Annotated in this window: 9 protein-coding genes; 3 read left to right on the forward strand and 6 right to left on the reverse strand. The window is 66.3% G+C overall.

Features of this window, described 5'->3' with window-relative positions:
- Nucleotides 1–16: 16 nt before the first annotated feature.
- The 3 genes from CAG29_RS15475 to CAG29_RS15485 are packed head-to-tail and all read left to right on the forward strand — an operon-like array spanning nt 17 to nt 2,138.
- Nucleotides 17–1,210: a sodium:proton antiporter gene (locus CAG29_RS15475; protein WP_085694731.1), complete on the forward strand. Its 1,194-nt coding sequence runs from the start codon at nt 17–19 to the stop codon at nt 1,208–1,210.
- 45 nt (nt 1,211–1,255) lie between these two features.
- Nucleotides 1,256–1,681, forward strand: a complete 426-nt coding sequence (locus CAG29_RS15480; protein WP_085583183.1) for a YeeE/YedE family protein — start codon at nt 1,256–1,258, stop codon at nt 1,679–1,681.
- Nucleotide 1,682: 1 nt separating this feature from the next.
- The gene (locus CAG29_RS15485) at nt 1,683–2,138 is read left to right on the forward strand and encodes a DUF6691 family protein (protein WP_085694732.1); all 456 of its coding nucleotides are present in this window, start codon (nt 1,683–1,685) and stop codon (nt 2,136–2,138) included.
- 98 nt (nt 2,139–2,236) lie between these two features.
- On the opposite strand, the gene CAG29_RS15490 is transcribed toward CAG29_RS15485, so the two are convergent.
- From CAG29_RS15490 to CAG29_RS15515, 6 genes are all read right to left on the reverse strand, one after another.
- Nucleotides 2,237–3,046, reverse strand: a complete 810-nt coding sequence (locus tag CAG29_RS15490) for an isocitrate lyase/phosphoenolpyruvate mutase family protein (RefSeq protein ID WP_085694733.1) — start codon at nt 3,044–3,046, stop codon at nt 2,237–2,239.
- Nucleotides 3,047–3,225: 179 nt separating this feature from the next.
- Nucleotides 3,226–3,711 (reverse strand): Lrp/AsnC family transcriptional regulator, encoded by a 486-nt coding sequence (locus CAG29_RS15495; RefSeq protein WP_085583177.1) that lies wholly within the window; start codon nt 3,709–3,711, stop codon nt 3,226–3,228.
- A 225-nt stretch (nt 3,712–3,936) separates the two neighbouring features.
- Nucleotides 3,937–5,220: an MFS transporter gene (locus tag CAG29_RS15500; RefSeq protein WP_085694734.1), complete on the reverse strand. Its 1,284-nt coding sequence runs from the start codon at nt 5,218–5,220 to the stop codon at nt 3,937–3,939.
- Nucleotides 5,221–5,322: 102 nt separating this feature from the next.
- A complete protein-coding gene (locus CAG29_RS15505; protein ID WP_085583173.1) occupies nt 5,323–5,529 on the reverse strand; it encodes an MbtH family protein in 207 nt (68 codons plus the stop codon).
- Nucleotides 5,530–5,580: 51 nt separating this feature from the next.
- Complete coding sequence (locus CAG29_RS15510) at nt 5,581–8,085, reverse strand: methyltransferase domain-containing protein (protein WP_256576792.1); 2,505 nt, start codon at nt 8,083–8,085, stop codon at nt 5,581–5,583.
- A gap of 36 nt (nt 8,086–8,121) precedes the next feature.
- Nucleotides 8,122–18,363, reverse strand: coding sequence for a non-ribosomal peptide synthetase (locus CAG29_RS15515; protein ID WP_085694735.1), 10,242 nt, complete (start codon nt 18,361–18,363; stop codon nt 8,122–8,124).
- Between the last annotated feature and the right edge of the window lie 104 nt (nt 18,364–18,467).

An 18,467-nucleotide genomic window follows, 5' to 3' on the forward strand; every position in this document is an offset into this window, starting at 1 on the left:
ATCAAGGAGCGTTGCCATGTACCAGAACCTGGCCGTGTTGAGCGCATTGCTGGTGCTGTATGCGGCCTTCGCCGGTTCGCTTGAGGCCAAACCCGTCAACGGGCCGCTTTTGTTCCTCTTGGCCGGTGTCGCCGCCGGCCCTGCCGGGCTGGGCCTGCTCAACCTGGCGATGGATCGTCACGACCTGCGCCAGTTGGCTGAGCTGACCCTGGCCATCGTGCTGTTCACCGATGCCGCCAATGCCGACCTTGCCCAGTTGCGCCTGCACCGCAACTTGCCGTTGCGTCTGCTGCTGATCGGTTTGCCCCTGACCCTGATCGCCGGCTGGCTGGTCGCCCGGTGGCTGTTCCCGGCGATGCCATGGCTGGAGATGGCCCTGCTGTCGACCCTCTTGGCGCCCACGGACGCCGCCCTCGGCAAGGCCGTGGTGAGCAACCCCGCCGTGCCGGCGGATATCCGGGAAAGCCTGAACGTCGAGAGCGGCCTGAACGACGGCATCTGCGTGCCGTTGATGCTCCTGTTGATGGCGCTGGTGGCGGAAAAGCACACCGCGTTGCCTTTCACGTTGGCCGGGCACCTCTTTCTGGAAGAGCTGGGGATCGGCCTGCTGACCGGCGTCGGCCTGGCGTTGGTGTCGGGGGGCGTGCTGCGCTGGGCGCGCCGCGATATCGCGCCGATCGCTTCATGGCAGCAACTGGTGATGCCGGGCCTGGCGTTGTTGAGCTTCGCCTGCGCCCAGGCATTGGGCGGCAGCGGGTTCATCGCCGCGTTCTGCGCGGGGCTGCTGACCGGCTGCCTGTTCAGGCGGGAAACCCACGCGTTGCTGCAGGCTGGGGAGTCCCTCGGCGAGGCGCTTTCGTTGATCACCTGGGTGGTGTTCGGCGCCTATGTGGCGCCCAAGGCCACGCAGATCCTGTCGCCTTCCGTGTGGCTCTACGCCTTGTTGAGCCTGTCGCTGGTGCGGATGCTGCCCGTCTGGGTCAGCCTGGCGGGCAGTGCCCTGGCGACGCAGAGCCGTTTGTTCATCGGTTGGTTCGGGCCGCGGGGCCTGGCCTCCATTGTCTTCGCGGTATTGGTGCTGGATGTGCCGTTACAGGCGCGCGACACGCTCATTTCCGCCACCATTGCCTGCGTCGTGCTCAGCGTTATATTGCACGGCGTGAGCGCATGGGCCTGGGTGGGCCGGCTGAGCCGCAGGGCCGAGCCCTGAGGCGCAGGCGCATCCGTTTTTCTGTATAGAGGGGAGGAGGTTGCGATGTCTGCTTTTACGCCGTGGTCGGCATTGGCGGGAGGCGTGATGATCGGGTTGGCGGCCGGGTTGTTCGTGGCTGCGAACGGTCGGATCGCCGGCATCAGCGGGTTGCTCGGCTCGCTGTTGCAGCGCGGCGGGGAGGGGCGGGGAGACAAGGGCGCTTTCCTGCTCGGACTGATCGCCGCGCCGCTGTTCTGGCAGCTGTTTGCGCCGGTGCCGCCGGCCCGTTTCGGCGCAGGCGCCTTGACGCTTGTGGCGGCGGGCCTGCTGGTGGGCGTGGGTACGCGCTATGGCAGCGGCTGCACCAGCGGTCATGGCGTGTGCGGCCTGTCCCGGCTGTCACCGCGCTCGGCGGTGGCGGTGCTGTGCTTCATGGCGGCGGGGTTCATCACCGTCTTCGTTGCCCGGCATCTGATGCAAGGAGGATGACATGACCCGGATCATCGGTTTTTTCGCAGGCGTGCTGTTCGGCGTGGGCCTGTTGCTGGCCGGCATGGCGAACCCCGCCAAGGTGCTGGGCTTTCTCGACCTTGCCGGAGAATGGGATCCGTCGCTGGCGCTGGTGATGGTCGGGGCCATCGGGGCGGCGGCGTTGCCCATGGCCTGGGCGCGTCTCCATCCGGTGGCCTTGCTGGGCGCCAAGATGCACTTGCCTGACCGGCGCGACATCGACCGCCGTCTCGTCGTCGGCAGCCTGACGTTCGGCGTGGGGTGGGGGCTGGCCGGCCTCTGTCCGGGGCCGGCGCTGGTGCTGCTGCCGGGTGGGGATTGGCAGGCCTGGCTGTTCGTGGCCGCGATGCTCGGCGGCATGTTGCTCTTCAGCGGCATCGAAGCGCTGCGTTCGCGCAACAGGGCCGCGAAAGGCAGCGGGCACATCCCGTCATGAAGCGCGTTCGCCGGCATTGAACAACACGGTGACGTAGGCCGGCAGCTCGCTGCCGGCGATGTCCTTGGCTTGTGCCGGCGTCAGCGAGCCGGACTGGATCACTGCGCCCGGGGAGCCATCAGCGAATTCAGTTCGCCGTAGGTGTGGGCCTTCAAGGCATGGGTGTCCAGATGCCCGTGCTCCAGGAAGCTGCTGGCCAACCCGCCCATGGCGCCATACAGGAACTCGGCGATGGCCGAGCCGGCGCTCAGGCGCCTGACGCCGAGGCGTTGCAGCTCCTCGGGAGCGGCCAGGCCTGCGCGCCACAGCAGGTTGACCGGCAATTTCGATTCCCGGCACACCGCAGCGATTTCATGGGGTTCGACCACGCCGGCGGCGAACAGCCCGTCTGCACCTGCGTTGGCATACAGCGCGGCGCGCTTGAGCAGTTCTTCCAGGCGCTGCTCGGCGGGCAGCAGGTTCTTCAGGTAGACGTCGCAGCGCACGTTCACGAACAGGTTGACCCCGTGCCGGTCGGCGACTTTCTTGGCGGCGTCGACCTTGCGGATGAGCAGGTCGGGGGAGCCCACGCCGTCTTCGATGTTGACCCCGACCGCACCGGCGGCGAGGACGGCGTCGATGACGTTGGCGACTTGTTCGGGTTCATCCGAATAGCCCCCTTCGATGTCCACGGTCAGGGGAACGCTGAGCACCCGGGTCATCGAGGCGATGGTGGAGCGCAGCAATTCCAGCGGGAGTTTGTTGCCGTCCTGGTAGCCATGGGACCAGGCCATCGCTGCGCTGCTGGTGGCCACGGCCTTGCTGCCCAGGCGCTCGACGAGGCGCGCGCCGCCGGCATCGCCCACGTTGGCGAGCATCAGCAGGCCTTGCCGATGAAGATCATGAAAAACGGTATCCAGTGCTGCCATGAAATCCTGCTCCTTTGAACATCCTGTTGATGGATCACTGCTGAGGTCAGACCGCGACCGTGCGTTCGCGGCATCGGAAGATGCACTGTAGCCAATCGTTACGGGATTCGCCCGCGCCTGGGTCGTCGCCAGGGCGATCGCCTGGGCGTGTATGCGTTCGTAGCAGTGGCGTGTGCAAGTTATGTACGTGCCGATAAAGGCAACAGCCGGGAATCATAGACCTCCCGAAGTGTGATGGAAGTCTTGATTTGAGTAATGCAGGGGATCTTGCGAAGTGTCTTTTCAATGAACTCGGTGTACAGGGAAATACTTTTGCAGACGATCTTTATCAAGAAGTCATAGTCCCCAGTCACATTGTAAAGAGCGACGACTTCCGGGCAGGAAGTAATCTTTTCTTCCAGTTTTCGGGTGACGTCTTCGGTATGTGTATCGACGGAGAGATGAACGAAGGCGGTGACTTCGAAGCCCAGGGCCTCTTTGTTCAGGATGGCCTGGTAACCCTGGATGAAGCCTTCTTCCTCAAGGCGTTTGAGCCTGCGCCAGCAAGGCGTTTCACTCATGGAAAGAACTTCCGCGAGTTTCGAAGTGGTGGTCAGGCAGTCGGTCTGCATGATGTTCAGGATCTTCAGATCGATCGCATCGAGCACCGTAGAGTTCTTTTTCAAATCAGAGTCCTTTCTGGCGTGCCATGAGCAAGTGCAGTCCTTATAACTTTGCCATGGTGCCAGCAACGGATAGGGTGCGCAACATTTTGAAATGGGCACGGCCGTCCTTCCCGTGGCTTATATTGAATGTCACGGGATGGTTACATATGGCGCCAAAACAACCGGTCAACTAATGAGCTGTTTGGATAGTGCGTCCTTTAATGGCCGGTTGGTCAGCGTCGTGTGTCAGGCCTCCGCGCCTTGGGCCTGCAGGTCATCGCCATGGGTTCCTGCGCGCTGGCGGCTGGCGGCGCGGGCGAGGAGGGGCGTGGCGATGCCGGCAATCGCAAACACGACCCCCAGCCCGATCCATCCGGCAGCTCCGCGTTCCACCACGGCGATCGGCAAGATCGCGGGGAAGACCACGGTCATCAGGTTCGCCCCCAAGGCATACACGCTCAGGTAGTAGGCCCGGTTCTCGGCCGGCGCCAGGTAATAGGAAATCCCCCAGGCGCCCGCGCATTGCCACAGTTCGCCGAAGGTCATCACCACGCAACCCAACAGAAGAATCCCTGCCGCGAGGTAGGGCGACTGATCGGCCGTGGTCATGGCGACCATGGCGCAGGAGAGCGCCAAGGTGATCCCGGCGTAGAGGTGCTTGCGCGCGGCGTGCACCACTTCGTTGCCGCGTTTGCTGAACGCCAGTTGCAGGGTGATGGCCATGATGCCGTTGACCACCAGGATGAGGCCGATCAGGGCTTTGGGCGCCTGGGTCTTGGTCAGCAGCCACAGAGGCACGGCGATGGTCATCACGGCCTGGTGCAGCGAAAGGATGCCGTTGCACAGCGACAGCGAGAGGAAGTTGAGGTTCTTCAGCGGATGCGCAGCGGCGGCGGCCGGCGCGCTGTCGACCTGTTCCCGGGCAGCCGCCTGAGGCAATTTGGCCACCACCAGGAGCACGGCCGAGATGAGGAACGCCAGCGCATTGGCGATCAGCAGGCCGATCACGGCGTTGGCGCTGCTGGCGACGCCGACGACGATGGCGAACACGCCTGCGGCGAGCATGTAGGCGACGTTCCTGACGATGGCCACCTTGGACATGGTCTTGACGTAGGCATCGGACTTGACCGCCGCCCCCACCAGGGTCTGGATGATCGGCCACACCGCCTGTTCCACGCAGCCGATGAAGCAGGCGATGAGCAGGAACGCGTAGAAGTCGTTGACGAACGGGTAGATCAGGAAGCCCAGCATGCGCCAGACCTGCAGCACCGCCAGCACCCGGGCAGCGCCGAAGCGGTCGGCGATCCGGCCGATGGGCACCGTGCAGACAAGCCCGCAAAGCCCCGCCAGGGCCAGGCCGATGCCCACCTGGACGGTGCTCAGGCCGACCACCTGGGTATAGAAGAACGTGGCGCCGGCGAGGAAGAGGCCACGCCCGGAAGCATCGACGAAGGCAATGAGCAACAGCAAAAGAGAGGCACGCTCGTGCGAGACCGGTGCCTTGTTGGAGAAGCGACTGCGTACAGACATCAGGCTATTCCTTTAGAGAGAGAAGCGGCGCCTGCCGGTGGCTCGGGCCCGCCCGGACGACGCGCAAGGCGCCGCCCGGGTGACCCCGAGCCTTGTCCGGCACTAGGGTTGCAGGCGCTGGCGCAGGCTGAGCGGCCGCATGTCGGTCCAGGTGTCCTTGATGTAGGCCAGGCACTGCGAGCGGTCGCCCTGTTGCCCTGTCGCGTGCCAGCCGCCGGGCAGGGGGCGCTCGGCCGCCCAGAGGGAGTACTGCTCTTCGTCGTTGATCACGACGAGATAGAGGCCGGTGTCTTGTTCTTCGGTGGTCATGGTTGAACGTCCTTGAAAAGTTGAAGGCTAGTGTTTTGCGATCGGCCAGGCTTAGGTCTTGCGGATGATCAACATGTACATCTGGCCGTGCAGGCTCGGGAATTTGGCCTTCAGCGCAAGATCCATGTCCAGCAGGTTGCGGATCCGGGCAGGCCCGTCCTGCTGCAGGTCGAGTTCGTAGCCCAGCGACTCGGGGAGCAGCCCCAGCGGACGGATCTCCTCGACCGCAAAGCCCTGCGCCCGGGCGATCTCACTGGCCTCGCCACGGCTGAGGGCGTTCTGTCGCATCAGTTCCTTCTGCTCGTGGGAGTAGATCGAGAGGTAGGTCAGGTGCGGGCATTCGATGTCCCAGGTCGAGATCACGCAGAACCCGCCCGGCACCAGGCAGCGATGGATTTCGGACATGACCTTGGAGAAGTCCTGCCTCGGGAAGTGCGCTGCCGTGCCCATCATGCAGGTGATGAGGTCGAACTGAGTGCTTTCGAACGGCAGCGCCCTGGCGTCGCCCTGACGGAAGTCCGGATTGAGCGCGCCGCCGGTTTTCTGCCGGGCATACTCGACGGCCCTCGGTTCCAGGTCGACGCCGAATGCCTGGATGCCTTGTTGGGCCAGCAGGGTCGGGTAGCGGCCGGTCGCGGCGCCGATGTCCAGGCTTTTGCGGAACGGGCCGTAATGCTTGAGGCAATCGAGCATGTTGACCAGCTCAAGGGATTTCTTGGCTTCGTCCTCGGGCACGGAGCAGTCGTAGCGCATGTAGGCCGCCACGTCGTAGTCCAGTGCGGCATCGGCGGCCTTGTCGGCTTTGTCCAGCGCGAACCCATCGATCACCGAGAGCAGCCGCCCGCGCTGTTCGGCCACGCCCGCCAGTTGGGTGGCCCGTGCGGTGCCCGGGGCGAAACCGCGTTGCGCGGCGGGGTCGAGCAGCCCCAGGATCAGGCTGGCGTACCAGTCCTTGTCGTCGCTGCGCAGGCTGTCAGGTTGCGCGGCCTGGCGGCTGAGCTGCTGCAGTCGGGTGTCGGTATCGAGGTAGTCGGGGCAGAGGGTAAACACCACTTCGTAGTATTTCTGGGCCTCGGCGAAGGAGCCCTGCTCCTGATGGATACGCCCCAGGGTGTAGAGGGTTTTCTTGGCCTCTTCGCTGACGGTCAGTTCGCGGGCGCGTCGGAAGGCCGATTTCGCCGCGAAGTGATGACCGGCCATGAGGAAGCTCTCGCCGGCCTGGGTGAAGCTCTTGAGCTTCATCCGGTCGTCCTGGCCCGCCCAAGTGAAGTGCCGCGCCGCCTGGTGCCATTCCTGACGCTGCTGGTAGGCCTGCGCCAACAGGAAATGGCTGGTGCAGTGGCTGGGGAACAGCCGCACATCCTCGGCCAGCAGTTTGATCGCCAGTGCCTCCCGGTCTGCCTGGCTCAGTCGCAGCGATCCGCCGTTCAGCCAGTCCACGGCATATTCGATCAGCCCCGTTTGCCCGAGCTGGGCGAGCAGCGCTTCGGCCGCGTTGCGCTGTTCGGCCTCGTCGGCCAGTTGTTCTGCGTTCAGTTGCAGCAGGCCGATGTGCTGGTTGTGGCTGTCGTGGGCATGGTTGACCAGCAGCTTGACCGTGCCGTCGGTGCAGCCTGACACGACGATCGAGCCGTCTTGCGAAATGCCGGCGGCCCAGACCTCACCGCCCGCCTTGCAGGCCCAGAGCGGCTTGCCTTGGCGATCGAGCAGGCGAAGGGTGCCGTCGGGCGAACCGATGACGGCTGTGCCGCCCGCAGAGATCGCGACGCTGCAGATGCCCGGCGCGGCCACCACGGCGGTGGCTTTGCACTGCCGCAGGCCGTCGCCCTCAAGCAGCAGGGCCGAGCCGTCTTCCAGGGCGACGATGCCGGCGCGGCCAGTGTGGGAGACCGCGCATTTGACCGCCGTGCGCGGCAGCTCGTGCAGCGCCACGATCCCGGCGTCCCGGTCCAGCACGCTGATCAGGCGCTCCTTGACCTTCAGCAGGCTGGCGCAGTGGCTCGAAGCCGCCGATGAAGCGGCCGGCTCAAGGTGGCGGGCGTCGGCTTGCCGCAGCTCGTAGCCGCTGCCGCTGCGGGTGACGATGTGCTGGGTCTGGTCTTGGCAGAGGACGACCAGTCGTTCGCCGTCGGCCGAGAGGCTGATGTCGTAGGGCGCCGACACCAGGGGGACGCTGAACAGCGCTTGGCCGTCTGCATCGAAGAGGCTGACCGTACCGCTGCCGTCTGCCGCCCGTTGCGTACCCGCCGCGACGCAAGGCGTGGAGCTGATCGCCAGGCACGTGAGCTCATCCGCGAACTGCTGCGACCAGCACGGTCGGCAATCGCGGGTCAGCACCGTGAGGGTGCGGTTGCGGCAGGCGACGGCAAGCCACGCGGCATCCGCCGTGAGGCAGAGACCGGTGACGGGCGCGCCGAAATTGCGGCTCCAGAGCTCGCTGTGAGGCGCCTCCATGAACAGGCCGCCCGAGTGGGCCGGGTTTGCACGCAGGTCGCAAGGCTGCTGTGGCTCGGCTGCTTTTGCCTGGAGATAGGCATCATTGTTGAAGTTGGTCATGGACACTCCTTATCGAACCGATCTTGATCATTTTTTTTATCCGAGCAGCTTGTAGATGCAGGGGGTGGCGGCTTCGAGAATGCTGTAGTGGTCGGCCTGCAGCGCCTGGCCGGCGAACGACTGTCCGCACCATCGGCGCCAATGCGTCTCGCTGGCCGCGTTGTCCTGGGTGTGCAGCAGGTTCACGGGGCTGTTGACCCCGTTCCGGGGGGCATACGTGGACAGCGCCTGTTGGTTGGCCGCGAAGACCGCCAGGCGCCGCTCCAGTTGGGCGTCGTCCAGGCTGTCCGGGATCAGGCCGGTGCGGCGGGCCGCCGCGACGGTCGCCGCGTCCCGGTCCGGTTGCGCCATGAGCTGGCTCAGGCGCTCGGCCGAGAACGGCAGGTCCATCGACAGCGAACGGGCCAGATCCACCAGGTAGGCGCCCAGCGGCCACGCCTGGGCCGGCGACGCCAGGCCCGGGGCAGGCGCGTCGATCAGCAGCAACCGGCGCACGGGCTGGTCGTGCATTTCGAGCTGGCGCGCCATTTCGAAGGCGATCACACCGCCCATCGACCAGCCGCCCAAGTAGTACGGCCCGGTCGGCTGCACCCGGCGCATCTGCTCGATGTAGGCCGTGGCCAGCGCTTCGATGCTGTCGCCGGGCGAGGTGCCTTCTTCGAGCCCGGCGGACTGGAACGCATGGACGGTGAAGTCGTCGGGCAACAGGTGCGCCAGCCGGATGTAGGGTGATACGGTTCCGCCCACGGCATGCACCAGGAACAGGTGCTTGCTCCCGCCTTCCTTAAGCTGCATGCGTGTCGAGCTGCGTTCGGCATCGCCCTGGCTGATCTTGCGCACAAAGGCTCCCAGGTCCGCCGACTCGAACACCTGGCGCACCTCGGCCGCGAGGCCGAGTTCCCGGTTGACCTGATCGACCATCTTCATGGCCAGCAGCGAATGACCGCCTTTCTCGAAGAAGTTGTCGTTCAGGCCGATCGCGTCGAGCTTGAGGGTCGACTTCCAGATGTGGGCCACGCTCTTTTCCAGTGCCGTGGCCGGCGCTTGCGTCGACGGCTCGCTCTGCTGGGGCGTGCCCGCCAGGGCGGACAGTGCTTGCCGGTCGACTTTGCCGTTGTGCAGCAGCGGCAGTCGCTCAACGAAGCTGAAGCTCATGTCCGCCATGTGGCCGGGCAGGGTGCGGGACAGGAAGTCCCGCAGTTCGGCGGCGCTCGGCTGCGCGCCGGCGACGCACACCAGGTGGGCGGTGAGGCCGCAAGCGTCGCCGCCCTGGGTTTGCACGCCGACCACGGCCTGGCTGACGAGCGGGTGCGCGCACAGCTGCATTTCGATTTCGCCCAGCTCTATACGCATGCCGCGCAGCTTGATCTGCTGGTCGTTGCGGCCCAGGTACTCGATGTCGCCGCTGGCAAGGTAACGGGCCTTGTCGCCGGTCAGGTACATGCGGCTGCCCGGCGCGCCGTAGGGGTCGGGAATGAATCGTTCAGCGGTCAGTTCCGGCCGGTTGAGGTAGCCGCGCGAGAGCTGCACGCCGGCGATGTACAGGTCGCCGGTCACGCCGACGGGCACCGGTTGCAGACGGGCATCGAGCAGATAGGTGCGGGTATTGGCCACTGGCCGGCCGATCGGCACGGCATGGCGGCTTTCGTCGGGGCTGCATGGCCAGAAAGTGACGTCGATCGCCGCCTCGGTCGGCCCGTACAGGTTGTGCAGCGCGGTCGCCGGAAAGCGTGCGAAGAAGTCATTCTGCACCGCCGTGGACAAAGCCTCGCCGCTGCTGAACACCTGGCGCAGCGTGCGGCAATGGCCGGCCTGGGTATACGCCATGTAGGCACTGAGCATCGAAGGCACGAAGTGCGCCGTGGTGATCCCATGCCGTTCGATGAACGCTTCGAGGTAGCGCGGGTCTTTGTGCCCATCGGGGCGGGCTACCAGCAGTCGGGCACCGACGCTCAGCGGCCAGAAGAACTCCCAGACCGAGACATCGAACGAGAACGGCGTCTTTTGCAGGACCTTGTCCGCAGCGTCCAGCGAGTATTGGGCCTGCATCCACTGAATGCGGTTGATGATCGCCTGATGGGTGTTCAGCGAACCTTTCGGCTTGCCGGTGGAACCGGAGGTATAGATGCAGTAGGCCAGGCCCAACGGATCGACCGTCCGCTGCGGATTGCTGCGCGGCAGCTCGGCCAGCCGCGCGGCGTCTGCGTCCAGGCACACCTGCCGGAAGGCACGCAGCGGTGCGCGCGCCTGCAAGGCCTGTTGGGTCAGGACCATCACCGGCGCCGCATCGGCCAGCAGGTAGGCGACCCGCTCGTCGGGGTAGTCCGGGTCGACCGGCACGTAGGCGGCCCCCGCCTTCAGGATGCCCAGCAAGCCGATGGTCATCTCCAGGCTTCTGTGGGCGTGCACCGCGACCAGGTCATCGTTCTTCACGCCCTGGTCGATCAGGTAGCGGGCCAATTGGTTGGCCCGCTCGTTGAGCTGGCGGTAGCTGAGCGATTGCGTTTCGAAGGTGAGCGCAACGGCATCGGGCGTGCGCTCGACCTGGCGCTCGAACAGCTGATGCAGCGCGGCCACGGGCTCGTAATCCACCTCGGTGGCGTTCCACTGCTCAAGCATCTCGTGCCTTTGCGCCGCAGACAGCAGCGGGAGGCTGGCGATTGGCTGTTCCGGATCGTCCACCGCAGCGCAGGCCAGGTTGATCAAATGGCTGGCCATGCGCTCGATGCTGGCGGCGTCGAACAGGTCGCGGTTGTATTCCCAGCGCATCTGGTAGCCCTGGTCCGAGGGCGTCATTTCCAGGCTCAGGTCGAACTTGGCGGTGGTCGTTCCGATGTCGAACGGTGCGACTTCCACACCCGGCAGTTGCAGGGCCTGCGGGACGGTGTTCTGCAGCACGAACAGCACCTGGAACAACGGCGGGCGGCTCAGGTCCCGAGGCAGCTCCAGGGCCTCGACGACTTTCTCGAACGGCAGGTCCTGGTTGGCGTAGGCGCCGAGGGTGGTCTGGCGGATCTGATCGAGCAACGCGCTGAAGCTCGGGTTGCCTTCCAGCCGGGTGCGCAAGGCCAGGGTGTTGACGAACAGGCCGATCAGCGGCTCGACCTCGGCCCGGGTGCGGTTGGCGATCGGGGTGCCGACGACGATGTCGTGCTGGCCGCTGTAGCGGGCCAGCAGCAGGTTGAACAGGGCCAGCAGGGTCATGAACGGCGTGGCGCCGTGCCGTTGGCCCAAGGCGTCGATCTGCCCGGACAGCTGACGGCCCAGCGACAGGCTGAGCGCGTGCCCGCGGTAGGTCTGGATCGCCGGGCGCGGCCGGTCGGTCGGCAGGTCAAGGCTGGCGGGGGCGTGGGCCAGCTGTTTGCGCCAATAGTCCGCCTGCGCCGCGAACACGCGGGGCGCCTGCCACTGGCGCTGCCAGGCGGCGTAGTCGGCGTACTGGATCTCCAGCGGCGGCAAGGACGCCGGCTGTCCCTGGGCGAAGTCTTGGTAGAGCGCCATGACCTCGCGGCTGAGCACGGCGATGGACCAGCCGTCGCTGATGATGTGATGCAGGGTGAACAGCAAGACATGCCGTTGCTCGCCGAGCTGCAGCAGGGTGGTGCGCAGCAACGGGCCCAGCTCAAGAGAGAACAGATGCCCGGCTTCGGCCTCGGCCAGGCGGCGGGCCTCTTCGAGCGGTTGCCCGTGCTGGCGCAGATCGAGGCAGGTCAGCGCGGCCGGGCCGGCCGGATGAACTTTCGCCAGCACCTGTCCGTCGCTGTCGAGGGCGAAGGTGGTGCGCAGCGGTTCGTGACGCGCGGTCAGCTCGGTCAGGCAGCGTTGCAGCAGCGTTCGGTCCAGCGCTCCGTTGAGCTCCAGGGCCAGCGCGATGTTGTAGGCGGCGCTGGAGCGCTCGAGCCGGTTCAGGAAGAACAGGCGCTCCTGCGCGAAAGACGCGCTCCTCGCACCGGGGCCGGCATGGGCCGCGGGGATCGCCTGGCCGTTGGCCGCCGGGCTTTGGCCCAGCCGCGGCAGCAGTTGTTCGATGGTCGGGGTCTCGAACAGCGTGCGCAGGGCCAGGTCCACTTGCAGTTGCCGGCGGATGCGCGACACCACTTGGGTCGCCAGCAGCGAATGTCCGCCGAGGGCGAAGAAGTCATCGGTGACGCCGACCCGCGGCAGGTTCAGGACATCGGCCCAGATCTGCGCCAGTTGGCGCTCGCCGTCATTGCGGGGGGCGACGTGGTCGTCTTCCAGCGCTTCGTGCTGGGGACGCGGCAAGGAACGCTTGTCGACCTTGCCGCTGGGGGTCAGCGGCAAGGTGTCGAGGCAGACGAAGGCGCTGGGGACCATGTAGTCCGGCAGGCGTTGCTTGAGCTGTTCCCGGAGCGCAGCGATGTCCAGCGTATCGCCACCCTTGGCGACCAGATAACCCACCAGTTTCTTCAGGCCCGGACGGTCCTCCCTGACCGTGGCCGCCGCAGCGGCCACGCCGTCGAGGGTCATCAGGGCCTGTTCCACTTCGGCCAGCTCGATGCGGAAACCGCGGATCTTGACCTGGTGGTCGGAGCGTCCCAGGTACTCGATGTTGCCGTCCGGCAAATAGCGTGCGACGTCGCCGGTCTTGTACATCCGCGCCCCCGGCACCGGGCTGTGAGGGTTGGGGATGAAGCGTTCGGCGGTGATGTCCGTGCGCTCCCAGTAGCAGCGCGCCAGGTGGATGCCGGCGATGTAGAGGTCGCCGCGCACGCCCACGGGCACCGGCTCCAGGTCGGCGTCGAGCACGTACATCTGTGAGTTGAACAGCGGTTTGCCGATCGGGGGCAGCGCCGGCCACTGCGTCGGGTCGCCGGTGAGGCGGTAGCCGGTGACGAAATGCGACTCGGTGGGGCCGTACTGGTTGTGCAGCAACGCGGCGGGCAGCTTCTGGAACAGCTCGACGACTTCCTGGGTGATCTGCAGTTGCTCGCCGCCGCAGACGATTTCCCGGAGGCAAGCCAACTGATCGAGATCGGCGGCGGCGTCGGCGATCCCTTGCAAGGCCACGAACGGGATGAACAGCCGGGCAATGCGTTGCCGCTCGATGAGTTCGAGCAGCAGCACCGGATCCTTGCGGGTCTCTTCGCTGACCATCACCAGCGTGCCGCCGCTGGCCCAGGTGGAAAAGAACTCGTCGAAGCTGACGTCGAAACTCAGGGGCGAGAATTGCAGCGTGTTGTCGCCTTGGCCCAGTTGCGACTCGGTGAGTTGCCATTGCACCAGGTTGGTCAGCATCTCGTGGGTCAATGCTGCGCCCTTGGGCTGGCCGGTCGAGCCCGAGGTGTAGATCACATAGCACAGGCTCAGCAGGTGTTGCGGCTGGCCTGGGTTGACCGACGACTCGTTCCAGGCGTCGTCGCAGCGGTCCATGCAGACCAGGGTTTCGCAGCAGCCCTCGACGCGGTGGCGCAGGCTGGTGAGGGTGACGATGAGGTCGGCCCGGGCATCCTGGGCCATGAAGCGCAGGCGCTCGGTCGGATAGCTTGGGTCCATGGGCACGCACACCGCACCGGCCTTGAGGATGCCGAGAATCGCGACCGGTACGTGCAGCGAGCGCTCCAGGCAGATGCCCACCAGGGTGTCAGGCGTGACACCGGCGCGTTGCAGGTAGCGGGCGAACTGGTTGGAGCGCGCTTCCAGTTGGCGGTAGCTCAGTGATTCGTCGCCGAAGACCGCCGCCGGCAGGTCGGCGCAACGCTCGGCCATTTCCGTGAACAGACTGTGCACCGGCAGCGGACGGAAAGCCTGCTGCGTCGCGTTCCAGCCGTGGAGCAGCTGCTGTTTGTCCGTCTCGGTGATCATCGCGATCCGCCGCAGCGGCTGGTCTGGCGCCGCCACGGCCGAACGGGCCAGGGTCTCGAAGTGGCTGGCCATGCGTTCCACGGTCGCGGCGTCGAAGAGGTCGCAGTTGTATTCCCAGCGCATGCGGTAGCCCTGGTCCGACGGCGTCAGCTCCAGGGTCAGGTCGAACTTGGCGGTGGTCGCCTCGACCGCCAGCTGCGCGATCTCAAGGCCCGGCAACGTGAACGCCTCGGTCGGCGCGTTCTGCAGCACGAACATCACCTGGAACAACGGCGAGCGGCTCATGTCCCGGGGCAGTTCCAGGGCCTCGACGACTTTCTCGAACGGCACGTCCTGGTTGGCGTAGGCGCCGAGGGTGGTCTGGCGGACCTGTTCAAGCAATGCGCTGAAGCTCGGGTTGCCTTCCAGCCGGGTGCGCAAGGCCAGGGTGTTGACGAACAGGCCGATCAGCGGCTCGACCTCGGCCCGGGTGCGGTTGGCGATCGGGGTGCCGACGACGATGTCGTGCTGGCCGCTGTAGCGGGCCAGCAGCAGGTTGAACAGGGCCAGCAGGGCCATGAACGGCGTGGCGCCGTGGCGCTGGCCCAAGGCATCGATCTGCCCGGACAATGGCGCGTCCAGCGGCCGCTCGATCACGTGCCCGCGGTAGGTCTGGATCGCCGGCCGCACGCGGTCGGTGGGCAGCTCCAAGGTGGTGGGGGCGTTGGCCAGGTGCTCGCGCCAGAAGGCGGTCTGGGGTTCGAACTCGATGGGGGCCTGCCATTGACGCTGCCAGAAGGCGTAGTCGCTGTACTGGATCTCCAGCGCCGGCAGCGGGGATGGCTGGCCTTGGGCGAAGGCCCGGTACAGGGCCATCACTTCGCGGGCCAGCAGGGCGATGGACCAGCCGTCGCCGACGATGTGGTGCAAGGTGAACAGCAAGGCATGCCGTTGCTCGCCGAGCTGCAGCAGGGCGGTACGCAGCAACGGCCCTTGTTCGAGCGCGAACAGTTGCCGGGCCTCGGCCTCTGCCAGGCGGCGGGCCTCTTCGAGCGGTTGCCCGTGCTGGCGCAGATCGAGGCAGGCCAGCGCGGCGGAAGCGGCCGGATGGACCTGCGCCTGGGCCTTGCCGTTCTCGTCGAGGATGAACGTGGTGCGCAGGCTGGCGTGACGCTGGATGAGCGCATCCAGACAGCGCTGCAGCACCGCTGCGTCCAGCGGGCCGTTCAGCTCCAGGGCCAGCGCGATGTTGTAGGCCGCGCTGTCAGGTTCGAAATGGCTGAGGAAGAACAGGCGTTCCTGGGCGAAGGACAACGGCTGCAGCGTCTGCGGCAGCGTGTAGGCGAGGATCGGCGGGCTCTCTCGGCCCGCCTGCGCGTCGAGGTCGTCGACCAGTTGGGCGATGGTCGGCGTTTCGAACAGGCTGCGGATCGGGATGTCGATCTTCAGGTGCTTGCGCATCCGGGAGATGACCTGGGTCGCGAGCAGCGAGTGCCCGCCCAGTTCGAAGAAGTTGTCGGTGACGGCGATGTCCTGCCGCTTGAGGACCTGTTGCCAGATGTCGGCGATGGCCTTTTCCAGGGGCGTGGAGGGCGGCTGGCCCGCTGCCGTCCGGGCGGTCGGCTCCGGTGCGGGGAGGCGCTTGCGGTCGATCTTGCCGTTGGGGGTCAACGGCAGCTGTTCGAGCGCCACGAAATGGTTGGGGATCATGTAGCCGGGCAAGGCCAGCCCCAGGTGCTGGCGCATGATCGCCGGATCCAGCGTGTGGCCCTCGGCAAGGCGCAGGTAGGCCACGATCTGCCGCTCGCCGGGCACGTCCTCCCGAACGGCGACCACGGCCTGGAGCACCGCGGGGTGGCGATCCAGCTGCTGCTCGATTTCCCCCAGCTCGATGCGGAACCCGCGCACCTTGACCTGGTTGTCGATCCGCCCGAGGAACTCGATGTCACCGTTGGCCAGCCAGCGAACCAGGTCGCCGGTCTTGTACAGCCGTGCGCCCGGCTCGCTGGCGTACGGATCGGGGACGAACTTCTGGGCGGTCAGTTCGGCGCGGTTCAAGTAGCCGCGGCTGACCCCCTCGCCACCGATGTGCAGTTCGCCCGGGCTGCCGATGGCGCACAGGTGGCCGCTTTCATCGAGGATCCGCAGCACCGTGTTGGCGATCGGTTCGCCGATCGGGCAGTGGGTCGAGGTCACCCGGCCGACGGCCGACCAGATGGTGGTTTCGGTCGGCCCGTACATGTTCCACAACGACTCGGTGCGTTGCAGCAGTTTGTCCGCCAGCTCCGGCGCCAGGGCCTCGCCGCCGCACAGGGCCTTGAGCTTGAGCGTGCTCGGCCAACCGGCTTCGAGCATCAGCCAGTAGGTCGAGGGCGTGGCCTGGATGACCGTCGCGTCATGGGCCATCGCCAGCTTGATCAGCGCATGCCCGTCCGCCGCCGCCTCGCGCTCGGCCAGAACGATGCTGGCGCCGCTCACCAGCGGCAAGAACAGCTCCAGGACACTGATATCGAATGAAATGGAGGTCACCGCCAGCAAGCGGTCCGTTGCGCCGATGCCGGGCTTCGCCGTCATCGAGCGGAGGAAATTGACCACCGCGCGATGGGGCACCTGAACGCCTTTGGGCAGGCCGGTGGAGCCCGAGGTGTAGATCACGTAAGCGGTGTTCAGGGCCGCGACGGGAGGACGGGTGACGACGGCGGACCGGTTCGGATCAAGGTCCTCCAGGGTCACGACGGCGGACGCGTGCCCGGCGAAGGCTTCGGCGTGCTGGCGCTCGGTCAGCAAGATCGGCGCCTGCGAGTCCTGGAGCATGTGCAGCAGGCGGGCGTGCGGGTAGGCAGGATCCATGGGGACATAGGCGGCCCCGGCCATCCAGGTGCCGAGCAAGGCCGCCACCATGCCGACGGAGCGGTCCAGGCACACGGCCACGCAGCTGTCCGGCCCGGCGCCCAGCTCCAGCAGGTGCGCGGCGATGGCTTGGGCCTGCTGTTCGAGCTGGCGATAGCTCACGTGCTGCCCGGCGCAGACGATGGCCGTGGCGTCGGGTGTCAGCCGTGCCTGATCGAGGAACAGGTCGTGTACGCAGCGCTCGGCCGACAGGGCGAATCCGGCGTCGGGTTGGGGCGCCAGCCGGGACAGGCGCTCCGCCGGCGGCAGCAGTTCCAGGTCACCGATGGGGCGGCCCGGGTCGGCGATGATGGACGCCAGCAAGACGTGCAGGTAGCTGCTCAGACGCTCGATGCTGTCCCGGTCGTACAGCGCGGTGCGGTACTCGAAGAAGCCGCCCAGCACGCCGTCGCGCATGTGCATTTCCAGCGACAGGTCGAACTTGGCGAAGCGGCTGTTCTGGGGCAGCACGCTCGCGGTGGTGGCGTCGAGCGTCAGCGCCTGGGCGATGTCCTGGTTGAAGAAGGAGAACATCACCTGGAACAGCGGTGAGTGGTTGAGCTCGCGGGTAGGGCACAAGGCTTCCACCAGCCGCTCGAACGGCACGTCCTGATGCTCGTCGGCATCGAGCAGGCGCGATTGGGCCTGTTTCAGGTAGTCGGCGAAGGGTTGTCCGGCACCGACCTGGCTACGGAACACCAGGGTGTTGACGAAGAAACCGATCAGCGCCTGAGTCTGCGCGTCGTTACGGTTGGCGACCGGATAACCGACGCTGATGTCGGCTTGGTTGCTCACGCGGAACAGCAGGCTGTTGAACGCACAGAGCAGCGTGGCGAACAGGGTCGCCTGGTGGCGCTGGCTGAGCTGCTGGAGGCGCTCCGTCAGGTCGCGGGGCAACTCGAAATGCACCCGCTCGCCGGCGTGGTCCAGGCGAGGCGGGCGAGGGCGGTCGCTCGGCAGCTCCAGCACGCCCGGCGCCCCTTCGAGCCGGCTCGCCCAGTAGTCGAGCTGGGCCTGGAGGGTTTCGCCCTGCAGCCAGTCCCGTTGCCAGTGGGCGTAGTCGGCGTAGTGCACCTCAAGTTCCGGCAGGACGGGATCGTCGCCGCGCAGCCGGGCGTTGTAGAGCGCGCTCAACTCGTTGAGCAGCAGCGTCATGGACCACCCGTCGGAGACGATGTGGTGCAGGGTCAGCAGCAGGATGTGCTCGTGGGGGCCGACCCTGATCGCGCTGGCGCGGATCAGCGGGGCCTGGGCCAGGTCGAAGGGCTTGGCCGCTTCTTCATCGATGTACTGCTGCAGTGTTAGGTGCCGGTCATGCAACGCTTGCAGGTCGATGCACTCGATCCGCACCGGTGCGTGGTGCTCGATGACCTGCACCGGCAGGTCGTCGGCCACGTCAAAGCGGGTGCGCAATGCCTCGTGGCGTGCGATGACCGCATTGAGGCTGTGTTCGAGCGCGTCGAGTCGCAGCGGGCCCTCGATCCGGCAGGCCGCCGGTATGTTGTACAGGCCAGTGCCCGGCTCATATTGCTCAAGAAACCACAGACGCTGTTGAGCGAAGGAGGTACTGAATTGATCTGACGACATGACTCACACTCTCATCTGGTTTCTTGTGCAGGGCGTTTGCGGTGCCTGGGGCACCTCCGGGCCTTGGCGGGCGAGGCCAAGGCCCGGATCGGCGTTCAAGGCAT

This window comes from Pseudomonas sp. B7(2017) (genome assembly GCF_002112745.1).
In the GTDB taxonomy this organism is placed as follows: Bacteria; Pseudomonadota; Gammaproteobacteria; order Pseudomonadales; family Pseudomonadaceae; genus Aquipseudomonas; species Aquipseudomonas ekonensis.

Excerpts from the sequence above, each read along its gene's own strand:
- CAG29_RS15475 (WP_085694731.1), top strand. The coding sequence starts at position 17 with ATGTACCAGAACCTGGCCGTGTTGAGCGCATTGCTGGTGCTGTATGCG.
- CAG29_RS15480 (WP_085583183.1), top strand. The coding sequence starts at position 1,256 with ATGTCTGCTTTTACGCCGTGGTCGGCATTGGCGGGAGGCGTGATGATC.
- CAG29_RS15485 (WP_085694732.1), top strand. The coding sequence starts at position 1,683 with ATGACCCGGATCATCGGTTTTTTCGCAGGCGTGCTGTTCGGCGTGGGC.
- CAG29_RS15490 (WP_085694733.1), bottom strand. The coding sequence starts at position 3,046 with ATGGCAGCACTGGATACCGTTTTTCATGATCTTCATCGGCAAGGCCTG.
- CAG29_RS15500 (WP_085694734.1), bottom strand. The coding sequence starts at position 5,220 with ATGTCTGTACGCAGTCGCTTCTCCAACAAGGCACCGGTCTCGCACGAG.
- CAG29_RS15505 (WP_085583173.1), bottom strand. The coding sequence starts at position 5,529 with ATGACCACCGAAGAACAAGACACCGGCCTCTATCTCGTCGTGATCAAC.
- CAG29_RS15510 (WP_256576792.1), bottom strand. The coding sequence starts at position 8,085 with ATGACCAACTTCAACAATGATGCCTATCTCCAGGCAAAAGCAGCCGAG.
- CAG29_RS15515 (WP_085694735.1), bottom strand. The coding sequence starts at position 18,363 with ATGTCGTCAGATCAATTCAGTACCTCCTTCGCTCAACAGCGTCTGTGG.